Here is a 19,153-nt window from a genome sequence, read left to right as displayed (position 1 = left end):
TCGCGCAGCACGGCCACGGTGTCGGCGATGCGCTGCAGCTCCTCCAGCCGGTGCGACACGTACACGATAGCCACACCGCGCGACTTCAGCCGCTCGATCTGCGCGAACAGGTGCGCCGTCTCGCGCGGCGTCAGCATGGCGGTGGGCTCGTCCAGGATCAGCACCCGGGTGTCGTCCTGCAGGTTGCGGGCGATCTCCACCATCTGCTGCTGGCCGATGCCCAGGGCCGACACCGGCAGCGCCGGGTCAATGCCGTCCATGCCGATCTTGGCCAGCTGCGCCCGCGCCGCCTCGTGCAGCGCGCCGCGGCGCAGCCAGCCCAGGCGCTGCGGCAGGCGGTCCAGCAGCAGGTTCTCGGCCACGGTGAGCGTGGGCACCAGGCCCAGCTCCTGCATCACCATGCGCACGCCCTGTGCCTCGGCGTCGCGGCGCGAGGTGGGCGCGAAGGGCTGGCCGCCCAGCTGCATGCGCCCGCGCGTGGGCGAGACCAGGCCGCAGACGATCTTCGACAGCGTGCTCTTGCCCGCGCCGTTCTCGCCCGTGAGGGCCAGCACCTCGCCCGGCGCCAGCGTGAGGCTCACGCCGTCCAGCACCGTGGCGGCGTAGTCCTTGCCGATGTCGTCGAGCGAGAGCAGGGCTTCGGGCATGGCTGCGGCGTGTCGCTTACTTGCTGTCCTTGGTGACCAGGACCACGTCGGTCTTGATCTCGGCGGGCATCTGGGCCTGGGTCTTCTTCTCGGCCAGGGCCTTCAGGGCGGTCTCGATGCCGAACACGGCCTGCTTGGCGCCGAACTGGTCGGCGGTGGCCAGCACGCGGCCGTCGGCCAGCATGGGCTTGATGGCGCCGATGTTGTCGTAGCCCACCACCTGCACCTGGCCGGTCTTGCCGGCGGCCTTGACGGCGGCCACGGCGCCCAGGGCCATGCTGTCGTTGCCGGCCAGCAGGGCCTTCAGGTCGGGGTGCTCGCGCAGCATGCCGGCGGCCACCGTGTTGCCCTTGTCGATTTCCCACTGGCCGGACTGCACGCCGACCACATTGGCGCCGACGGCCTTCATGGCGTCCTGGTAGCCCAGGGTGCGCTGCTGCGCATTGAAGGTGGTGGAAACGCCTTCGATGATGCCGACCTTGTCGCCGGACTTGAGGCTCTTGCCCAGGTAGTCGCCCACCAGCTTGGCGCCGGCGCGGTTGTCGGGGCCGACGAAGGTCACCTGGATGTTCTTTTCCTTGAGCGCGGCGGCGTCCAGGCGGTTGTCGATGTTGACCACCAGGATGCCCTTGTCCACGGCCGCCTTGATGGCCGGCACCAGCGCCTTCGAATCGGCCGGTGCGATCACCAGCGCATTGACCTTCTGGGCCACCATCTGCTCGACCATCTTGATCTGGGCGGCGGTGTCGGTCTCGTTCTTGATGCCGTTGGCCACCAGCGTGTACTGGCTGGCGTTGGCCTTCTGGTGCGCCTTGGCGCCGTCTTCCATCGTGGCGAAGAACTCGTTGGCCAGCGACTTCATCACCAGCGCCACCTTGGGCTTGTCCTGGGCATGGGCGGGCGCAAGGGCGAAGGCGCCCAGAACGGCGAGGGCGGCGGCGGCCTGGGCCGTGCGGCGGGTGAAGGTCATGGCGGTGTCTCCGGGTGGATGGATGGATCGGGGCGGCATCAGGGCCTGCCCGGCGCGAAGCGGGGCGGATGATAGTGCGGTCGCAAACGTTTGCGCAAACGTTTGCGGGGCCATTTCGCCTAGGTTTTTCCCTGAGCATGGCGGGCCGGGCAGGGCCATGAGGACCGGGTTTCCGGCCGGCAGGGGTGCCCGCCTAAAATCCCGCGGCTAATCCAGAGGACCCCCATGAGCTTGAAATGCGGCATCGTCGGCCTGCCCAACGTCGGTAAATCCACCCTGTTCAACGCGCTGACCAAGGCCGGCATCGCCGCCGAGAACTATCCCTTCTGCACCATCGAGCCCAACGTGGGTGTGGTCGAGGTGCCCGACCCGCGCCTGACGCAGCTCGCGCAGATCGTCCAGCCCGAGCGCATCCTGCCGGCCATCGTCGAATTCGTGGACATCGCCGGCCTGGTGGCGGGCGCCAGCCAGGGCGAAGGCCTGGGCAACCAGTTCCTGGCCCACATCCGCGAGACCGACGCCATCGTCAACGTGGTGCGCTGCTTCGAGGACGAGAACGTCATCCACGTGGCGGGCAAGGTCGACCCCATCGCCGACATCGAGGTCATCCAGACCGAGCTGTGCCTGGCCGACCTGGGCACCGTGGACAAGGCCCTGCAGCGCTACACCAAGGCGGCCAAGAGCGGCAACGACAAGGAAGCCATCGCCATGGTCAAGCTGCTGGGCCCGGTGCAGGCGGCGCTGAACGAAGGCAAGCCGGCCCGCGCGCTGGGCCTGTCGGCGGACGACCAGCTGCTGCTCAAGCCGCTGTGCCTGATCACCGCCAAGCCGGCCATGTTCGTCGGCAACGTGAGCGAGGACGGCTTCGAGAACAACCCGCTGCTGGACCGCCTGAAGGACTACGCCACCAGCCAGAACGCACCCGTGGTGGCCATCTGCGCCAAGATGGAAGCGGACATGGCCGACATGGACGACGAGGACAAGAAGATGTTCCTCGAAGAGATCGGCCAGGAGGAGCCGGGCCTGAACCGCCTGATCCGCGCCGCCTTCAAGCTGCTGGGCCTGCAGACCTACTTCACCGCCGGCGTGAAGGAAGTGCGGGCCTGGACCATCCGCATCGGCGACACGGCCCCCCAGGCGGCCGGCGTGATCCACGGCGACTTCGAGCGCGGCTTCATCCGCGCCCAGACCATCGGCTTCGACGACTACATCGCCTTCAAGGGCGAGCAGGGCGCCAAGGACGCGGGCAAGATGCGCAGCGAAGGCAAGGAATACGTCGTCAAGGATGGCGACGTGATGAACTTCCTGTTCAACGTCTGAGCGGTCGCGGCCGCAGCCGCGTCCCCGAACGACACAAGGGTCTGCACCGGCGACAGCGCAGGCCCTTTCGCTTGGCGGGTCAGTGGTTCGGCCAGATATACAGCAGCGCCACCGTCATGCACAGGTAGCGTCCGAACTTGCCGATGGCCATGAACAGCACGCAGGGCCAGAAGGGCATGCGCAGCCAGCCGGCCACCGCGCACAGCGGATCGCCCACCAGGGGCAGCCAGCTCAGCAGGCAGGCCTTGGGGCCCAGGCGCTCCAACCAGGTGATGGCGCGCAGATGGTGGCTGGAATGGCTGTACTTGTCGGCCACCTTGTGCGCGCCGTAGCCCATCCACCAGGTCAGCGCGCCGCCCAGTGTGTTGCCGGCGGTGGCGACCAGCACGGCGGGCCAGAACAGTTCGGGATTGAGCTTGAGCAGGCCGAAGAGCGCCGGTTCCGAGCCCAGCGGCAGCAGCGTGGCCGAGACGAAGGCGACGACGAACAGCGTCGACAGCCCGAATTGGGGCAGCGCCAGCGCCGCAAGCACGGCGGCCATCGCGGACTCGAACCAGGCTTCCATGGGGGCGGGAGTATAGGAACGACCCCCGGGGCCCACGTCGGCGCGCAGGCCGTGCGGATGCCCGCCTTCGTGCTGGCCTCACCGACGAGATCATTGCCGGTCGGCGGCGTTTCAGTCCCTGAAATCGCGGCTGGCTAGAATCCGTGCCTCATTTTTCAGCAGCGCCGAGGGCGCTGCGCGCTTTTCATCCCCACCTCATGCAGATCGGCCACATCACGCTGGAGAACCGCCTGTTCGTCGCCCCCATGGCGGGCGTGACGGACCGGCCGTTCCGCATGCTGTGCCGCTCGCTCGGCGCGGGCTATGCGGTGAGCGAGATGGTGACCTCGCGCAAGGACCTGTGGAGCTCGCTCAAGACCTCGCGCCGGGCCAACCATGAAGGCGAGCCAGGGCCCATCGCCGTGCAGATCGCGGGCACCGACGCGGCCATGATGGCCGAGGCGGCCCAGTACAACATCGACCGCGGCGCCCAGATCATCGACATCAACATGGGCTGCCCGGCCAAGAAGGTGTGCAACAAGTGGGCGGGCTCGGCGCTGATGCGCGACGAGCCGCTGGCGCTGGCGATCGCCGAGGCAGTGGTGGCCGCCGCTGCGCCGTACGGCGTGCCAGTCACGCTCAAGATGCGCACCGGCTGGAGCACGGAGCACCGCAATGCCGTGGCGCTGGCGCGCCGCTTCGAGGCCGCCGGCATTCGCATGCTGACGGTGCACGGCCGCACGCGCGAACAAGGCTACAAGGGCTTCGCCGAGTACGACACCATCGCGGCCGTCAAGGCGGCGGTGGGCATCCCGGTGGTCGCCAACGGCGACATCGACTCGCCGCAGAAGGCCCGCGACGTGCTGGCCGCGACGGGCGCCGACGCCGTGATGATCGGCCGCGCGGCCCAGGGCCGGCCGTGGATCTTCCGCGAGGTGGGCCACTTCCTGGCCACCGGCGAGACCATGGCGCCGCCGCTGGTCGCCGAGGTGCGCCGGCTGCTGCTCGCGCACCTGCACGAGCATTACGCGCTCTACGGCGAGGTGACGGGCGTGCGCACCGCGCGCAAGCACATTGGCTGGTACGTGCGCGCCCTGCCGGACGGCGAGGACTTCCGCCAGCGCATGAACCGGCTGGAGGATTCCGCCACGCAGTGGCAGGCCGTGGCCGACTATTTCGAGGCCCTGGGCGAGCGGATGGACCGCATGCCCGAAGCCGCGGCCGGGCCGGGGGCCCTGCAAGAAGACGAAGAAGACAGCGGCTGCCTCACCTGCTGAAAGCAGGCGGTGGCCGCTCGGCGCGCGGGGGATCGGGCGCCGTCACAAGAAACATCGAACGAACGACGACATGAGCAAACACACGATCGAGGAGTGCGTGAAATCCAGCCTCGAAGACTACTTCCGCGACCTGCGCGGCACCGAGCCCGACGGCCTGCACGACATGCTGGTGCGCGCCGTCGAAAAGCCGCTGCTGGAGGTGGTGATGGAACGCGCCGAGGGCAACCAGTCGCGCGCCGCCCAGTGGCTGGGCCTGAACCGCAACACGCTGCGCAAGAAGCTGCTCGAGCACAAGCTCGCCAAGTGATCCGAATTTCAACGAAGCCCCAGACCCGACTGGCATCCCCATGGCACTGACCGCACTCATTTCCGTTTCCGACAAGACCGGCGTCCTCGACCTGGCCCAGGGCCTGCATGCGCTGGGCGTGCGGCTGCTGTCCACCGGCGGCACCGCCAAGCTGCTGGCCGAGGCCGGCCTGCCCGTGACCGAGGTGGCGGACCACACCGGCTTCCCCGAGATGCTCGATGGTCGCGTCAAGACGCTGCACCCGAAGATCCATGGCGGCCTGCTGGCCCGCCGCGACCTGCCGGCCCACATGGCCGCGCTGGCCGAGCACGGCATTGCCACCATCGACCTGCTGGTGGTCAACCTCTACCCCTTCGAAGCCACGGTGGCCAAGGCCGGCTGCACGCTGGAAGACGCCATCGAGAACATCGACATCGGCGGCCCCGCCATGGTGCGCAGCGCCGCCAAGAACTGGAAGGACGTCGCCGTGCTGACCGACGCCGGCCAGTACGGCGTGGCGCTCGACGAACTCAAGGCCCACGGCCGCATCAGCGACAAGACCAAGTTCGGCTTCTCCGTCGCCGCCTTCAACCGCATCAGCAACTACGACGCCGCCATCAGCGACTGGCTGTCGTCCGTGGACTTCGAAGCCAGCGCGGGCCAGCCGGTGCCGCAGCGCAGCGCCTTCCCGGCGCAGAGCAACGGCCGCTTCGTCAAGGTGCAGGACCTGCGCTACGGCGAGAACCCGCACCAGTCGGCTGCCTTCTACCGCGACCTGTATCCCGCACCCGGCTCGCTGGTCACCGCGAAGCAACTGCAGGGCAAGGAGCTGAGCTACAACAACATCGCCGATGCCGACGCCGCCTGGGAGTGCGTCAAGAGCTTCGACGTGCCGGCCTGCGTGATCGTCAAGCATGCCAACCCCTGCGGCGTGGCCATCGGCGCCGACGCGGGCGAGGCCTACGGCAAGGCCTTCAAGACGGACCCCACCTCGGCCTTCGGCGGCATCATCGCCTTCAACACGCCGGTGGACGCCGGCACCGCGCAGGCCGTGGGCAAGCAGTTCGTCGAGGTGCTGATGGCGCCCGCCTTCAGTGCCGATGCGCTGGAGCTGCTCAAGACCAAGCCCAATGTGCGCGTGCTGCAGATCTCGCTGGACGGCGTGAAGCGCGACGGCGCCACCGCCTGGTCGCGCGGCCTCAATGCGCAGGACGTCAAGCGCGTGGGCTCGGGCCTGCTGATTCAGACGGCCGACAACCATGAGCTGCAGCTCGCCGACCTCAAGGTCGTGACGAAGAAGCAGCCCACCGACGCCGAACTGCATGACCTGCTCTTCGCCTGGAAGGTGGCCAAGTTCGTCAAGAGCAATGCCATCGTCTTCTGCCAGGGTGGCATGACGCTGGGCGTGGGCGCCGGCCAGATGAGCCGCCTCGACTCCGCCCGTATCGCCAGCATCAAGGCCGAGCATGCCGGCCTGCCGCTGGCCGGCTCCGCAGTCGCGAGCGATGCCTTCTTCCCCTTCCGCGACGGCCTGGACGTGGTGATCGATCACGGCGCCACCTGCGTCATCCAGCCGGGCGGCTCGATGCGCGACAAGGAAGTGATCGACGCCGCCGACGAGCGCGGCGTGGCCATGGTGTTCAGCGGCGTGCGCCACTTCCGCCACTGATGGGCGCGACGGGCCGCCCGGATTCGCCGGAAGACGAGGCGCCGCCCCGGCGTCCGCGCTGGTTGCTGGTGCTGCTGGCGTTGTTCGTGGTGATGTCCGCTGTGGGCATGCTGATCACCGGCTGGCTCATCCTGCGTGGCTATGTGTTCAAGCCGCCCGTGGCCGCCACCGGCCCGGTGGCGGCGGGCTACGCGCTGGTGCAGGCCAGCGACTGCATGCGCTGTCACCTGGTCGAGCGCAAGGCGGTGGGCCCGGGCTGGCAGGCCATCGCGGCCCGCCATGCGGACAACCCCGAGGCCGTGACGCTGCTCGCGCGCAAGATCCGCGAAGGCAGCGTGGGCGACTGGGGGCGGGTGATCATGCCGCGGCATCCGCAGATCGGCGAGGCAGACGCGCGGCTCATGGCGCAGTGGGTGCTGGCGCAGCGGCCGGCGTCCAACAACGCCGGCGCGGCGCCGCCGCGCTGACGCCGGCGCGGCTGGCCGCGCAGCCGGATGCCTGCGCCGGCCCTACTCGAAGCGGTGCTTGAGCTGAAAACTCAGCGCGCCGTACAGCCGGTTGCGGATCGTCGGCACATAGGCCACGTTCAGGCCCCAGTTCTTGCCTTCCACGGCGGCGATGGGAACCAGCGCCGGGAACCAGTTGCCGTTGCGGTAGTTGGGGTAGCCGTCGAATCCGCCCACCACCGCGCCCAGTCGCACGCCGTAGAGCTCGACCGGCAGCACGTACAGGCCGAGGTAATGCGACTGGCGCCGGTCGCTGTTGTGGAAGGTGCCCAGCGTGACGCGATAGATGTCGTTCAGCGGGTATTCGACGCCCAGCCCGGGGTTCTTGTCCTCCAGGCCCTTGTCTCGGTCGAAGTGGGCCGAATAGAAGCCCAGGTTGATCCAGGTCTTTCGGACATCGAAGGGCTGATCGAGGGTGGGCAGCGAGAAGTCCACCGATTGCGCCCGGGCGGTGGCGCACAGGGCAAGGGCGCAGCCGAGGGCCGGCAGCAGGCGAGAACGACGCATCGAGAAGCTTCCTTCCGCAAGGGGACAAGACAGGCGCAGCATGCCGCTCGCGCTCAAAGCGCGCGGAACACGCCGCGCGCCGCCTCCAGGGTGGCGGCAATGTCCTCGGCGGCGTGGGCGGCGCTCACGAAGCCGGCTTCGTACAGCGCCGGCGCGATGTAAACGCCGCGGTCGAGCAGCCCGTGGAACAGGGCATTGAACTTCGCGCCGTCGCTCTTCATCACCGCACCGTAGTTCTGCGGCAGCTCGGGCAGCAGGAAGAAGCCGAACATGCCGCCTTCGCAGTCGGCGCTGAAGGGCACGCCGGCGTCGGCCGCCGCATGGCGCAGGCCCTCGGTCAGGGCGCGGGTCTTGGCCGACAGCGTCTCGTAGAAGCCGGGGCGGGCGATCTCCTTGAGCGTGGCCAGGCCGCAGGCGGTGGCTACCGGGTTGCCCGACAGCGTGCCGGCCTGGTAGACCGGACCCAGCGGCGCCAGCTGCTCCATGATGGCGCGCGGCCCGCCGAAGGCCGCCAGCGGCATGCCGCCGCCGATCACCTTGCCCAGCACCGTGAGGTCGGGCGTGATGCCCAGCACGCCCTGCGCGCCGTGCAGGCCGACGCGAAAGCCCGTCATCACCTCGTCGAACACCAGCAGCGCACCGTGCTGGGTGCACAGCTCGCGGCAGCGGCGGGCGAACTCGGGCGTGGCCCGCACGAAGTTCATGTTGCCGGCGATGGCCTCGATCATCACGCAGGCGATGTCGTGGCCATGCAGCGCGAAGGCCTCTTCGAGCTGGGCGACGTTGTTGTATTCGAGCACCAGCGTGTGCTGCACCACCTCGGCCGGAACGCCGGCGGAGGTGGGGTTGCCGAAGGTGGCCAGGCCCGAGCCGGCCTTGACCAGCAGCGCGTCGGCATGGCCGTGGTAGCAGCCCTCGAACTTGACGATGTGGCGCCGGCCGGTCGCCCCGCGCGCCAGGCGCAGGGCGCTCATGGCGGCCTCGGTGCCGGAGCTGACCAGCCGCACCATCTCCATCGACGGCATCAGCGCCAGGATGGCCTCGGCCAGCTCGATCTCGCGTTCGGTCGGCGCGCCGAAGGAAAAACCCTCGGCCACCGCGCGCTGCACGGCCTCGACCACGGCCGGATGGCCATGGCCCAGGATCATCGGACCCCAGGAGCCGATGTAGTCGATGTAGCGCTGGCCGGCGGCGTCCCACATGTAGGGGCCCTGGGCGCGGGCGATGAAGCGCGGCGTGCCGCCGACGGCACGGAAGGCACGCACGGGCGAATTGACGCCGCCGGGAATCACGGCGCGGGCGCGGTCGAAGAGTTGTTGATTGGTGTGGGTGGTCATGTGGTCAATGTCGGGTGTCGTACGGCGGCAGGGCGAAGTCGGCGCTGTCGAGTTCGCTGGTGTCGTCGTCGTCCTCGTCTTCGGGTTGGGCCCAGAACAGACGGTCGGGCAGCACCTGGCCCATGCCGGGGCGGAAGCCCGCATCCAGGCTGCGGTCCATGTACGCCAGCGCTTCCGTCGTGGCGGCGGCAAGGTCGGCGCCCGTGGCCAGCAGGGCCGCCAGAGCTGCGGAAAGCGTCTCGCCGGCACCGGCGAAGGCGGCGTCGAGCCGCTCGTACTTCTCGCTGAGCACCGTCGACTGGGGGGAGGCCAGCACGTTCTCCAGCCAGCCGTCGGGTCGCAGGATGCCGGTCACCAGCGTGTACGACACGCCGTGCTCGCCCGCCGCGCGGGCGATGTCACGCGGCGTCGGGGGGCGATCGCCCTCCCAGTCGGGCAGCAGCCAGCGACGCAGCGTGCCCTGGTTGCCCACCAGCACCGCCGTCTGCGGCAGCACCAGATCGCGGAAGGCGTCCAGGTAGGTGTCGATGGGCTCGTCCTCCCACCATGACAGATTGGGCATGTAGGCCACCACGGGCACTTCGGGGTAGTCGGAGGCGATCTCCGCCACCAGGCCCAGGTTGTCGGGGCTGCCGGCGAAGCCCACCTTGATGGCCTGCACCGGCACGTCCTCCAGGATGGCGCGGGCCTGATCGGCCACATGCTCCTCGTCCAGTGCCACATGGTCGAAGACCTCGGCCGTGTCCCGCACGTAGATCCCCGTGGTCACGCCCAGCATGTGCGCGCCCACCGAGGCCACCGACAGCGCGTCCGAGGCCAGGCCGGTGGCGCCGCTGGCATCGCCGGCGTTGAAGACGAGCACGCAGGGTTGGCGCAGTTCTTGAACCGGCGACAGATCTTCCTGCGATGGGTCATCGTCGGCCGCGTCAGCTTCGTTAACATTGCCCGGTTGCGCTGCCGCAACGGCATGGACTTGAATGCCAGGTCTTTGCATGGGGGGGCGGGCGCTGTGCGTATGCCTGTCACGGCTCCTTTTGACAATGTCAGAAGGGGTGACGTCTAGATACAATTGTTGCATTATTTGAACGGGGCCCGTAAGCTGCGATGAACACGAAAACCTGGATGTGCCTGATTTGCGGGTGGATCTACGACGAAGCGGCAGGTTGGCCCGACGATGGTATTGCCCCCGGCACCGCCTGGGCCGATGTTCCGATGAACTGGACCTGCCCGGAGTGCGGCGCGCGCAAGGAAGATTTCGAAATGGTCGAGATCTGACCCTCGCAGTGCCCGCACTGTCCGGGTGCCGTTGCCGCGCGGTAGGGCCGGCGGTCAACACGAGAGGATGGCGATGAGTGCGAACGGATCGGGTTTCAAGGTGCTGGTGATCGACGACAGCAACACGATCCGGCGCAGCGCCGAGATCTTCCTCCGGCAGGGCGGCCACGAAGTGCTGCTGGCCGAGGACGGCTACGACGCGCTTTCCAAGGTGAACGACCACCAGCCCCAGCTGATTTTCTGCGACATCCTGATGCCCCGGCTCGATGGGTACCAGACCTGCGCCATCATCAAGCGCAACGCCCAGTTCAGCCATGTGCCGGTGGTCATGCTCTCGTCGCGCGACGGCGTCTTCGACAAGGCCCGCGGCCGCATGGTCGGCTCGCAGGACTACCTGACCAAGCCCTTCACCAAGGATCAGTTGCTGCAGGCCGTGCGGCAGTTCGGCGGCGACGGCGCCGCCACGGCGCCATCCGCCCCATGATCGCCTGCGCCCCGGTGCGCGCAGGCAGGAGAGAACCCCGCCCATGACCATCCGCAGCGTGCTCGTCGTCGACGACTCCCGCACCGAGCTGGTATTTCTGTCCGACTTGCTGCAGCGCAACGGCTTTGCCGTGCGCACGGCCGAGAGCGCCGAGGCCGCGATGCGTCACCTCGAGGTCGGCCTGCCCGACCTCATCCTGATGGACATCGTCATGCCGGGGCAGAACGGCTTCCAGTTCACGCGCAGCCTGATGCGCGATCCCCGCTTTGCCCAGGTGCCCGTGATCATGTGCAGCAGCAAGGCCCAGGAGACCGACCGCGTATGGGGCCTGCGCCAGGGCGCGCGCGACTACATCGTCAAGCCCGTGCAGGCCGACGAACTGCTCGCCAAGATCCACGCGCTCGATTGAGGCCACGCCCATGCGCCTCGCCCGCCTGCCTGTTGCCGTCCGTGCCGCTGCCTCCGGCAGGCGGGCGACGCGCCAGGGCACCTTCGCCGCGGGGAGCCATGTCCCAACGTGAGTCCCTGCGCGCCTTTCAGGCTCGCCTGGCCGAGCGGCTGCAGGCCGCCCAGGCCCGGCCGCTGGCGGCCCAATGGCTGGCCGTGCATGCGGGTGGCCGCGCTTGCCTGCTGCCGCTGCCGCAGGCCGGTGAGATCTTCGCTGCGACGGCGCCCCAGCCCGTTCCCTACGTCAGGCCCTGGTTCCTGGGCGTGGCCAACCTGCGCGGTCGGCTGTGCGGCGTGATCCGGCTGGCCCACTGGCTGGCCGACTCGCCGCTGCCGGCCGGGGTGGCGCCCCAGGTGGACGAGGGCTCCCACTTCGTCGCGCTGGGTGAAGCACTTGGCGTCAACGCCGCGCTGCGTGTCGATGCGCTGGCCGGCCTGCGCAGCGGCAGCGCCTTCACCGGCGTGCTGCACGCCGAGGCGGTGCGGCCGCCCTGGCTGGGCGCCTGCCTCGCCGACCGCGACGGCCAGGCCTGGCAGGTGCTGGACCTGCAGGCGCTGGCTGCCGATCCCGGCTTCCTGCACATCGCGGCGTGACGATCCGCGCCGCCGTCTCCGTTCCGAAGGACCGCCTGTGACCCTGATCGTCGACACGTTCAAGAAGTACCTGCCTGGCCGCGAACCAGGCGGGGAGGATCTGGACCAGCCGGTCACGGTGATCGGTGCCGATCCGTCGGCTCCCGCGCCGGTCGAGGCGAGCGCGACCGTGCGTCGAACCGAGGCGCGTCCTGCGGGCCTCGAAGGGCGCGCCGCTGCCCGCGAGCCGCAGGCCAAGGCCGCCCCTGCTCCGGAGCCGGAGCCGGCGCCGGTCGCGGCCGTCCGCGCATCTCCCGTGCGGCAGCGCTGGCTCATCGCGCTGCTGGTGCCGCTCGTGCTGCTGCTGCTGGCCGCGGCCGCCTGGACCGCCGTGCGCGCAGACCGCGTCTCGCAGCAGCTGGCCTCGGCCGGCCAGGCGCTGATGCAGTCGCAGCGGCTGGCCAAGTCGGCTTCGCAGGCCCTGGTCGGGACGGTGCCGGCCTTTGCCGAATTGCGCGACAGCACCGACGACCTCAGCCGGCGCATCGCCGGCCTGGCCCGCGGCGACGATGAGCTCGGACTGGCGCCGCTGGATGCGGCCGATGCCGACATCCTGGCCCGCATCCAGCCGCTGGCCGCGCGCGCCGAGGCCGGAGCCAAGGTGGTGCTGGGCCAGCAGAAAGTGCTGATCGAGGTGGGCGCGGGCCTGCGTGGCATCGCCCGCCAGTCTTCCGAACAGCTGGAACAGGCGCAGACGGTGGCCACGGCCGCCCTGCGCAGCGCCTCGCAGGCCGAAGCGCAGGCGGCCGGCCAGTTGCCCATGCTCACCCAGCGCATCGGCAAATCGGCCAGCGAGTTCCTGACCGTCGAAGGCGTGAGCCCCGACGCCGTCTTCCTGCTCGGCAAGGACATGGCGCGCTTCGAGGCCCTGGTGCGCGGCCTTCAGGACGGCAGCACGTCCCTGGGCATCGCGCCCCTGCGCGACCAGGCCGCGCGCGAGGCGCTGGCGGCCCTGCTGACCAGCCACCAGCGCAACCAGGCCCAGGCCCGCGCCGTGCTCGAGAACCTGCAGGGCGTGGTCGCCGCCCGGGAGGCGCAGGCGGCCGTGCTGGCCGACAGCGAGCCATTGCGCCGCGCCCTGGGCGAGTTGCAGACACGCCTGCAGTCGCGCACCGGGCTGGGCTTCGAGGAACTGGCCCTGCTGGTGATGCTGTCGCTGGCCGCACTCGGCCTGGCCGGCGCCATCGGCTGGCTGCAGGTGCGCGAAGGGCGCGAGCGCGCCGCCGCGGCCGAGCGTGAGCGCCAGCAGGCCGAGGAGCAGGCGCGCGAATCCAACCGCGTCAACAGCGCCAACCAGAGCGCCATCCTGCGGCTGATGAACGAACTGCAGGCCGTGGCCGAGGGCGACCTCACCCAGCAGGCCACGGTCACCGAGGACATCACCGGCGCCATCGCCGACTCGGTGAACTACACCGTCGAAGAGCTGCGGATGCTGGTCGGCAACGTGCAGAACACCGCCACCCGCGTGGCCCACACCACGGGCCAGGTGGACCAGACCTCCACCGAGCTGCTGGCCGCCTCGACCGAGCAGCTGCGCGAGATCCGCGAGACCGGCCAGTCGGTGCTGAGCATGGCCGCGCGCATCAACGGCGTGTCGGCCCAGGCGCAGGAATCGGCCTCGGTCGCCCGGCAGTCGCTGCAGGCGGCCGAAACGGGTCTGTCGGCGGTGCAGAACGCCATCGGCGGCATGAATGCCATCCGCGAGCAGATCCAGGACACCGCCAAGCGCATCAAGCGGCTGGGTGAGTCCTCGCAGGAGATCGGCGAGATCACCGAGCTGATCTCGGACATCACCGAGCAGACCAACGTGCTGGCGCTCAACGCGGCCATCCAGGCGGCGTCGGCCGGCGAGGCGGGACGCGGCTTCTCGGTGGTGGCCGAGGAGGTGCAGCGCCTGGCCGAGCGCTCGGGCGACGCCACGCGCCAGATCGCCGCGCTGGTCAAGGCCATCCAGACCGACACGCAGGATGCCGTGGGCGCCATGGAGCGTTCCACGCAGGGCGTGGTCCAGGGGGCGCGGCTGTCCGACAACGCCGGCACGGCGCTGTCCGAGATCGACCGCGTGTCGCGCCGTCTGGCCGAGCTGATCGAGGAGATCTCGCAATCGGCCTCGCGCGAGGCGGAATCCGCCAACGTCGTGGCCGCGAGCATCCAGCACATCTTTGCCGTGACCGAGCAGACCGGCGAGGGCACCCGCGCCACAGCGCGACAGGTGCGCGAGCTTTCGCAGATGGCCGAAGAGCTGCGGCAGTCGGTCGCGCGTTTCAAGATCACGTGACTATGGAACACCCCCAGGCTGCGCGCTTCGCGCTTCGCCTCCCCCCTCAAGGGGGCACATCCAGCGGCCCGGCGAAGCCGGTTCCGCGGATGTTCCCCCTTGGCCTGCTCCGCGGCCATTCGAACGAGAAGCGGGTGGCGGTTGCGGGCGCCGCGCGCCGGTCTTGCCTTGCCGGAGTGAAAGCATGAGCGCACTTCACGCGAGCGGCATGTCGGCCATGGATGGCGCGTCCACCGATCTGGGGCCGCTGGCCTGGGTGCATGGCGAGGTGCGCAAGTCGCTGGAGAACGCGGCCAAGGCGGTGCATCGCCATCAGATGGCGCGGGTGTCGGGCCAGGGCGGCGCGGAAGCCGAGTTGCACGCGGCGGCCCATCATCTGCATCAGGCGGCCGGGGCGCTGCAGATGGTCGGGCAGGGCGGGGCGGGGCGGCTGGCCTCGGGCATGGAATGGGCCGTGCAGCGGCTTCAGCGCGAGCCGGCCCTGCAGACGGATACCTCGGTGGCCGCCATCGAGCGGGCCGGCTTCGCCCTGACCGACTTCCTGGCCCGCCTCATGGGCGGCCGGCCGGCGCCGGCGCTGGGGCTGTTTCCGCATTACCGCGACATGCTGGAGCTGGCGGGCGCCGAGCGCATCCACCCGGCCGACCTGGGGTCCCAGGCCTGGTCCTGGCCGCCGCTGCCGCGGCCTGAGGGCGTGCGGCCATTGGTGCTCGATGCGCAGGTGCGCGCCGGCCTCGACCGTGACCTGCTGCAGGTGGTCAAGAGCGGCAATGCCGATTCGGCCCGCCGCCTCGCCGCCCTGTGCCTGCGCCTGATGGCGGGGCAGGCCCCCGGCACCCCGCCGGCGGGCTTCTGGCTGCTGGCCGGTGCCTTCTTCGAGGCCCTGGGTGCCGGTGTTCTGGGGGCCGACGCCTATGTGCGCCGCACCGCCTCGCGCGTGATGCTGCAGTACGCGGCCCTGGCCCGAGGCGCCGCGCCTGTGGCCGATCGGCTGGGGCAGGACCTGCTCTTCTTCTGCGCCCAGGCCCGTGTGCCGGTGCCTGCGCCCGTGCCGCTGCCGCTGCTGACCACCGTGCGCCGCGCCTGGGGCCTGGGCCGCGGCGATCCGCTGGACTACGAGCAGCGCCGCTTCGGCCGCTTCGACCCGGCGCTGCTGGCGCAGGCCCGGCGCCGTGCAGAGGCGGCCAAGGAATGCTGGTCCGCCATTTCCGACGGCGACCTCAACCGCCTGCGCCCCGCCGCCGACAGCTTCTCGCAGCTCGGCGAATCGCTGATGGCCCTGTACCCGGCCGCCGCGCCCCTGGTGCAGGCCTTCGACCAGGTGCTGGGCGAGGTGATCCACCGGGGCGAGCCACCCTCGACCGAGCTGGCACTCGAAGTGGCCACCGCGCTGCTGCACATGGAGGCCGCCTTCGACGACCTCGATCCGCAGGACCGCGAGCTGGCCGAGCGCATCGTGCAGCTGGCCGGCCGGATCGAACGTGCGCGGCGCGGCGCGCCCTCCGAGCCGCTCGCGCCCTGGATGGAGGCGCTCTACCACCGCGTGAGCGACCGCCAGAGCCTGGGTACGGTGGTCGACGAACTGCGGGCCCACCTGGGCGAGCTGGAGAAGTCGCTCGACCAGTTCTTCCGCCGACCGGGCGATGGCAGCGTGCTGCGCGCCGTGCCGGCCCAGCTCACGCAGATGCGCGGCGTGCTCTCGGTGCTCGGCCTGGACGAGGCCGCACGCGCCGTCCAGCGCATGCGCGAGGACGTGGAGCAGTTGCTGGCCGAAGGTGCCAGCCAGGGCGGGATCGCGCCGGGGGCGCCGGGCGTCGAGCGCCTGGGCCACAACCTGGGCGCGCTCGGCTTCCTGATCGACATGCTGGCCTACCAGCCGGCGCTGGCGCGTCGGCTCTTCGTCTTCGACGAGGCCGCCGGCCGGCTCGACCCGCTCATGGGCCGCCAGGGCGCGTCCGCGCCCGTGGCACCGCCGCAGGACGAACTGCCGGGCGAGGTGATCGACAGCGCGCAGGTCGTGGATGCACAGATCGCCCAGCGGCTGGCCGAGGTCAGCGCGCCCGTGGCGCCGGCCCTCGAAGAGTTCAGCCGCGCCGCCGAGACCTGGAAGGCGTCGGCAGGGACTTCGTCCGCACCGGCGCCGCATTCCGAGCCGCCGTTGCCGCCCGGCATGGACGTGGCCGAGCTGGATGAAGACGACCTGCGGACCATCTTCCTGGATGAGGCCCGGGAGGTGCTGCAGTCCGCCCGGACCGCGCTGCGCGCATTGACCGAGCCGCCTGCCTCCGGCGAGGAGCTCACGGTGCTGCGCCGGGCCTTCCACACGCTCAAGGGCAGTGCCCGCATGGTGGGGCTGGACGACTTCGGCGAGGCGGCCTGGGCGTGCGAGCAGGTCCTCAACACCTGGCTGGCCGAGCAGCGCCACGCCGACCGGGCGCTGATCTCGGCGGCCGAAGGGGCATTGCCCGGCTTCGCCGCGTGGATCGAGGCCATCGCTGCCGGCCACACGCCGCCGCCGAGCGAGCCGTGGCTGGCGCCGATGCGTGCGCTGACCGACCCGCCCGGTGCGCCTGCTTCGGCGCCGCTGGCCGCCGCGACGACCGTGCCGGCCGCGCCGGCGCCTCTTGCCGCGCAGGTCGACGCGCAGGCACCCGCCACGGCGGCGGCGTCCGAGGCGCTGGCGCCGTTGCCGGTCTTCGAGCCCGATTTCGAGGCCACCACGCTGCCCGCGCCGCTCGAGCCCCTGCCCCCGCCCGTGGAGGAGCCCGACCTGCTCCCCGATCTGGACCTGGACCTGGGCGGTCCCACCCGGCCGGCCGACCTCGACTTCCTGCTGCCCGACCCGCCGCCTGCCCCGCCCCTGCCACCGCCCGCCAGCTTCGGCCATACCCGCATGGAGGCCGAGTTCGCCTACGACGAGCCGCCCACGCTGCCGGCACCCATGCGCCGCGACGAAGAGGAGGCCGACGCCGACGAAGGGCTCGCGGATTTCGAGCGCACCACGCAGGCCGAGCCCGCCGCGGGTTCGGTGCCGCTGTCTCCGCACTATGGCGTGGATTTCGAGCTGTCGATGGCGCCCACCGAGCCCGCGCCCAGCGAGCCACCGCCGGCCGACGACGCTCCGGCGCCAGCGGTGCAGGACGATGCGACGCCCGACGTTGCCGCACCCGCCGTCCCTTCCGCGCCCGATCCTGTTGCCGCCTCCGCGGCGCAGGAAGCGGTGGGCGCGCCGCAGGAGGCCGTGGCGCCCCGCCCGGACGACGAGGTTCGCCTGGTCGGCGGGCTGCGCATTCCACTGGCGCTCTACAACGTCTACCTGGGCGAAGCCGAGGAGTGGTCGCGCCAGCTGGTCGAGCTGCTCGCGGTCTGGGCGCAGTCGCCGGGCACGCGCCTGCCCGACGAGGCGGTCGCCGCCGCGCATTCCCTCGCCGGCAGTTCGGCCACGGTCGGCTTCGCGCTGCTGTCCGAACTGGCGCGTCTAGTGGAGAACGTGCTGCAGCATGTGCAGGGCGAACACCGGGCGGGCGCGGCCCAGGCGGATGTGCTGCTCGAAGCCGCGCAGGACATCCGCCGGCTGCTGCACCAGTTCGCGGCGGGTTTCGTCAAGGCTCCGGCCGCCGGGCTGCCCGAGCGCCTGCGTGCCCTTCTCGACCTGCCCCTGGAGAGCGCGGCATCGACCGTCGGCCGGGCCTCGGCGCCCGGGCCCGACGTCGCCCTGGAGCCCGAAGACGAGCTCGACGCCGTCCAGGACGCGGTGGACCACGAGCTCTTTCCCATCTTCGAGGAGGAGGCTGCCGAACTGCTGCCCGCCCTCAGCCGCGCCCTGCGCGCCTGGGCCGCGCAGCCCGACGATGCCGATGCCCGGGCGCAGGTGCTGCGGGCCCTGCACACCCTCAAGGGCAGCGCCCGGCTGGCCGGCGCCATGCGCCTGGGCCAGCGTGCGCACCAGATGGAATCGGCGCTGGAGCCGCTCGGCCTGGGCGACGCCGTGCGCGAGGCGCTCGAGCAGGCGCTGGGTCGGCTGGACGTCCTCCAGGCCGAGTTCGACCAACTGTGCGCGGCCGATTCGGCCGACGAAGCCCGGCGCCAGCAATGGGCGGCCGAGTCGGTCGCGGCCGAGCACAGTGCGCCCGTGCTGCGCATCGAGACCGGCGAGGCGGTCTCGCCGACCGTCTCGCATGACGCCCGGCCGCCCGCGAATGCGCAGGGCGAGGTGCCGCGTCCCGAAGGCCTGGACGCTGTGCTGGCCGCGGCCCTGCCGACGGCCATGACGCCGGTGGCGGCGACCGCGGGCGCCGTGGTGCGCATCCGCGCCCAGTTGCTGGACCGGCTGATGGCCGAGGCCGGCGAGGTGACCATCACCCGCGGCCGCGTCGAGGCCTCGGTCGAGCAGTTGCGCGGCGCCCTGGGCGAACTCACCGGCAACCTGCAGCGCCTGCGCCAGCAATTGCGCGACCTGGAGGTGCAGGCCGAGAGCCAGATGCAGTCGCGCCAGATGCAGTCGCGCGACGCGCAGGGCTTCGACCCGCTGGAGTTCGACCGCTTCACCCGCGTGCAGGAACTCACCCGCATGATGGCCGAGTCGGTGGACGACGTCGCCGCCGTGCACCGCACCCTGCAGCGCACCGTGCAGGTGGCCGAGGACGGCCTGCAGACCCAGGCCCGCCAGACGCGCGAGCTGCAGCGCTCGCTGCTGCGCACACGCATGGTGGCCTTCGACAACCTGGCCGAGCGGCTCTACCGTGTGGTGCGCCAGGCTTCCAAGGAAACGGGCAAGCCGGTGCACCTCGACCTGTTCGGCGGCGAGGTGGAGATGGACCGCGGCGTGCTCGACCGCGTCGCACCGGCCTTCGAGCACCTGCTGCGCAATGCGGTGGTCCACGGCATCGAGCCGCCCGAGGAGCGCGCTCGCGCCGGCAAGCCGGCCACCGGGCAGCTGCACGTGGAGATGCGCCAGGACGGCAATGACATCG

General features: G+C 70.8%; 17 protein-coding genes. 11 read left to right on the top strand and 6 right to left on the bottom strand.

The genetic code is table 11. From position 1 onward, the window contains the following. Positions 1-647 (bottom strand): ATP-binding cassette domain-containing protein (locus tag QZ772_RS19980; protein ID WP_295529902.1); only part of this gene is annotated, 647 nt, incomplete at its 3' end. Positions 648-663: 16 nt separating this feature from the next. After that, positions 664-1,617 (bottom strand): sugar ABC transporter substrate-binding protein, encoded by a 954-nt coding sequence (locus tag QZ772_RS19975; RefSeq protein WP_295529898.1) that lies wholly within the window; start codon positions 1,615-1,617, stop codon positions 664-666. 225 nt (positions 1,618-1,842) lie between these two features. Here QZ772_RS19975 and ychF point away from each other — a divergent pair, with 225 nt between their 5' ends. Next, entirely contained in the window at positions 1,843-2,937 is a 1,095-nt protein-coding gene (gene ychF, locus QZ772_RS19970) for a redox-regulated ATPase YchF (RefSeq protein WP_295529895.1), read from the top strand. A 79-nt stretch (positions 2,938-3,016) separates the two neighbouring features. Here ychF and QZ772_RS19965 read toward each other — a convergent pair whose 3' ends face one another. Further along, positions 3,017-3,502 carry a YqaA family protein gene (locus QZ772_RS19965; protein ID WP_295529892.1) on the bottom strand — a complete coding sequence of 162 codons (486 nt, stop codon included), beginning with the start codon at positions 3,500-3,502 and terminating at the stop codon, positions 3,017-3,019. Positions 3,503-3,699: 197 nt separating this feature from the next. Between QZ772_RS19965 and dusB the strand changes: the two genes are divergently transcribed. The 4 genes from dusB to QZ772_RS19945 all read left to right on the top strand — a co-directional run bounded on the left by dusB (position 3,700) and on the right by QZ772_RS19945 (position 7,180). Continuing rightward, on the top strand, positions 3,700-4,758 hold the full coding sequence (gene dusB / locus QZ772_RS19960; protein WP_295529889.1) for a tRNA dihydrouridine synthase DusB: 1,059 nt from the start codon (positions 3,700-3,702) through the stop codon (positions 4,756-4,758). Between the two features lie 70 nt (positions 4,759-4,828). Then, positions 4,829-5,065: a helix-turn-helix domain-containing protein gene (locus QZ772_RS19955; protein ID WP_017757135.1), complete on the top strand. Its 237-nt coding sequence runs from the start codon at positions 4,829-4,831 to the stop codon at positions 5,063-5,065. A 40-nt stretch (positions 5,066-5,105) separates the two neighbouring features. Further along, positions 5,106-6,713: a bifunctional phosphoribosylaminoimidazolecarboxamide formyltransferase/IMP cyclohydrolase gene (gene purH, locus QZ772_RS19950; RefSeq protein WP_295529886.1), complete on the top strand. Its 1,608-nt coding sequence runs from the start codon at positions 5,106-5,108 to the stop codon at positions 6,711-6,713. Continuing rightward, the gene (locus QZ772_RS19945) at positions 6,713-7,180 is read left to right on the top strand and encodes a c-type cytochrome (RefSeq protein ID WP_295529883.1); all 468 of its coding nucleotides are present in this window, start codon (positions 6,713-6,715) and stop codon (positions 7,178-7,180) included. The genes purH and QZ772_RS19945 overlap by 1 nt, the downstream gene beginning before the upstream one ends. Before the next feature lie 42 nt (positions 7,181-7,222). Here QZ772_RS19945 and QZ772_RS19940 read toward each other — a convergent pair whose 3' ends face one another. Genes QZ772_RS19940 through QZ772_RS19930 form a run of 3 tightly spaced genes read right to left on the bottom strand, consistent with a single transcriptional unit; the run spans position 7,223 to position 9,958 of the window. Beyond that, complete coding sequence (locus QZ772_RS19940; protein WP_295529880.1) at positions 7,223-7,726, bottom strand: hypothetical protein; 504 nt, start codon at positions 7,724-7,726, stop codon at positions 7,223-7,225. Positions 7,727-7,779: 53 nt separating this feature from the next. Beyond that, a complete protein-coding gene (gene hemL / locus QZ772_RS19935) occupies positions 7,780-9,063 on the bottom strand; it encodes a glutamate-1-semialdehyde 2,1-aminomutase (RefSeq protein WP_295529878.1) in 1,284 nt (427 codons plus the stop codon). Positions 9,064-9,067: 4 nt separating this feature from the next. Further along, entirely contained in the window at positions 9,068-9,958 is an 891-nt protein-coding gene (locus QZ772_RS19930) for a bifunctional hydroxymethylpyrimidine kinase/phosphomethylpyrimidine kinase (protein WP_295529908.1), read from the bottom strand. A gap of 209 nt (positions 9,959-10,167) precedes the next feature. Here QZ772_RS19930 and QZ772_RS19925 point away from each other — a divergent pair, with 209 nt between their 5' ends. The 6 genes from QZ772_RS19925 to QZ772_RS19900 all read left to right on the top strand — a co-directional run. Next, the gene (locus QZ772_RS19925; protein WP_043113757.1) at positions 10,168-10,338 is read left to right on the top strand and encodes a rubredoxin; all 171 of its coding nucleotides are present in this window, start codon (positions 10,168-10,170) and stop codon (positions 10,336-10,338) included. Positions 10,339-10,411: 73 nt separating this feature from the next. Further along, positions 10,412-10,822, top strand: coding sequence for a response regulator (locus tag QZ772_RS19920; RefSeq protein ID WP_295529875.1), 411 nt, complete (start codon positions 10,412-10,414; stop codon positions 10,820-10,822). Positions 10,823-10,865: 43 nt separating this feature from the next. After that, complete coding sequence (locus QZ772_RS19915; protein WP_295529872.1) at positions 10,866-11,231, top strand: response regulator; 366 nt, start codon at positions 10,866-10,868, stop codon at positions 11,229-11,231. Between the two features lie 98 nt (positions 11,232-11,329). Beyond that, the gene (locus tag QZ772_RS19910; protein WP_295529869.1) at positions 11,330-11,863 is read left to right on the top strand and encodes a chemotaxis protein CheW; all 534 of its coding nucleotides are present in this window, start codon (positions 11,330-11,332) and stop codon (positions 11,861-11,863) included. Between the two features lie 295 nt (positions 11,864-12,158). Beyond that, a complete protein-coding gene (locus QZ772_RS19905; protein ID WP_295529905.1) occupies positions 12,159-14,180 on the top strand; it encodes a methyl-accepting chemotaxis protein in 2,022 nt (673 codons plus the stop codon). 184 nt (positions 14,181-14,364) lie between these two features. Then, the coding region (locus QZ772_RS19900) for an Hpt domain-containing protein (protein WP_295529866.1) at positions 14,365-19,153 on the top strand (4,789 nt) is incomplete at its 3' end.

The sequence above is a fragment of the uncultured Pseudacidovorax sp. genome, from assembly GCF_913773995.1.
Taxonomy (GTDB): domain Bacteria; phylum Pseudomonadota; class Gammaproteobacteria; order Burkholderiales; family Burkholderiaceae_C; genus Xenophilus.
Note: the sequence above shows the minus strand (reverse complement) of the source record. Positions and strands in the feature narration are given on the sequence as shown.

Excerpts from the sequence above, each read along its gene's own strand:
- QZ772_RS19975 (WP_295529898.1), bottom strand. The coding sequence starts at position 1,617 with ATGACCTTCACCCGCCGCACGGCCCAGGCCGCCGCCGCCCTCGCCGTT.
- ychF (WP_295529895.1), top strand. The coding sequence starts at position 1,843 with ATGAGCTTGAAATGCGGCATCGTCGGCCTGCCCAACGTCGGTAAATCC.
- QZ772_RS19965 (WP_295529892.1), bottom strand. The coding sequence starts at position 3,502 with ATGGAAGCCTGGTTCGAGTCCGCGATGGCCGCCGTGCTTGCGGCGCTG.
- dusB (WP_295529889.1), top strand. The coding sequence starts at position 3,700 with ATGCAGATCGGCCACATCACGCTGGAGAACCGCCTGTTCGTCGCCCCC.
- QZ772_RS19955 (WP_017757135.1), top strand. The coding sequence starts at position 4,829 with ATGAGCAAACACACGATCGAGGAGTGCGTGAAATCCAGCCTCGAAGAC.
- purH (WP_295529886.1), top strand. The coding sequence starts at position 5,106 with ATGGCACTGACCGCACTCATTTCCGTTTCCGACAAGACCGGCGTCCTC.
- QZ772_RS19945 (WP_295529883.1), top strand. The coding sequence starts at position 6,713 with ATGGGCGCGACGGGCCGCCCGGATTCGCCGGAAGACGAGGCGCCGCCC.
- QZ772_RS19940 (WP_295529880.1), bottom strand. The coding sequence starts at position 7,726 with ATGCGTCGTTCTCGCCTGCTGCCGGCCCTCGGCTGCGCCCTTGCCCTG.
- hemL (WP_295529878.1), bottom strand. The coding sequence starts at position 9,063 with ATGACCACCCACACCAATCAACAACTCTTCGACCGCGCCCGCGCCGTG.
- QZ772_RS19925 (WP_043113757.1), top strand. The coding sequence starts at position 10,168 with ATGAACACGAAAACCTGGATGTGCCTGATTTGCGGGTGGATCTACGAC.
- QZ772_RS19920 (WP_295529875.1), top strand. The coding sequence starts at position 10,412 with ATGAGTGCGAACGGATCGGGTTTCAAGGTGCTGGTGATCGACGACAGC.
- QZ772_RS19915 (WP_295529872.1), top strand. The coding sequence starts at position 10,866 with ATGACCATCCGCAGCGTGCTCGTCGTCGACGACTCCCGCACCGAGCTG.
- QZ772_RS19910 (WP_295529869.1), top strand. The coding sequence starts at position 11,330 with ATGTCCCAACGTGAGTCCCTGCGCGCCTTTCAGGCTCGCCTGGCCGAG.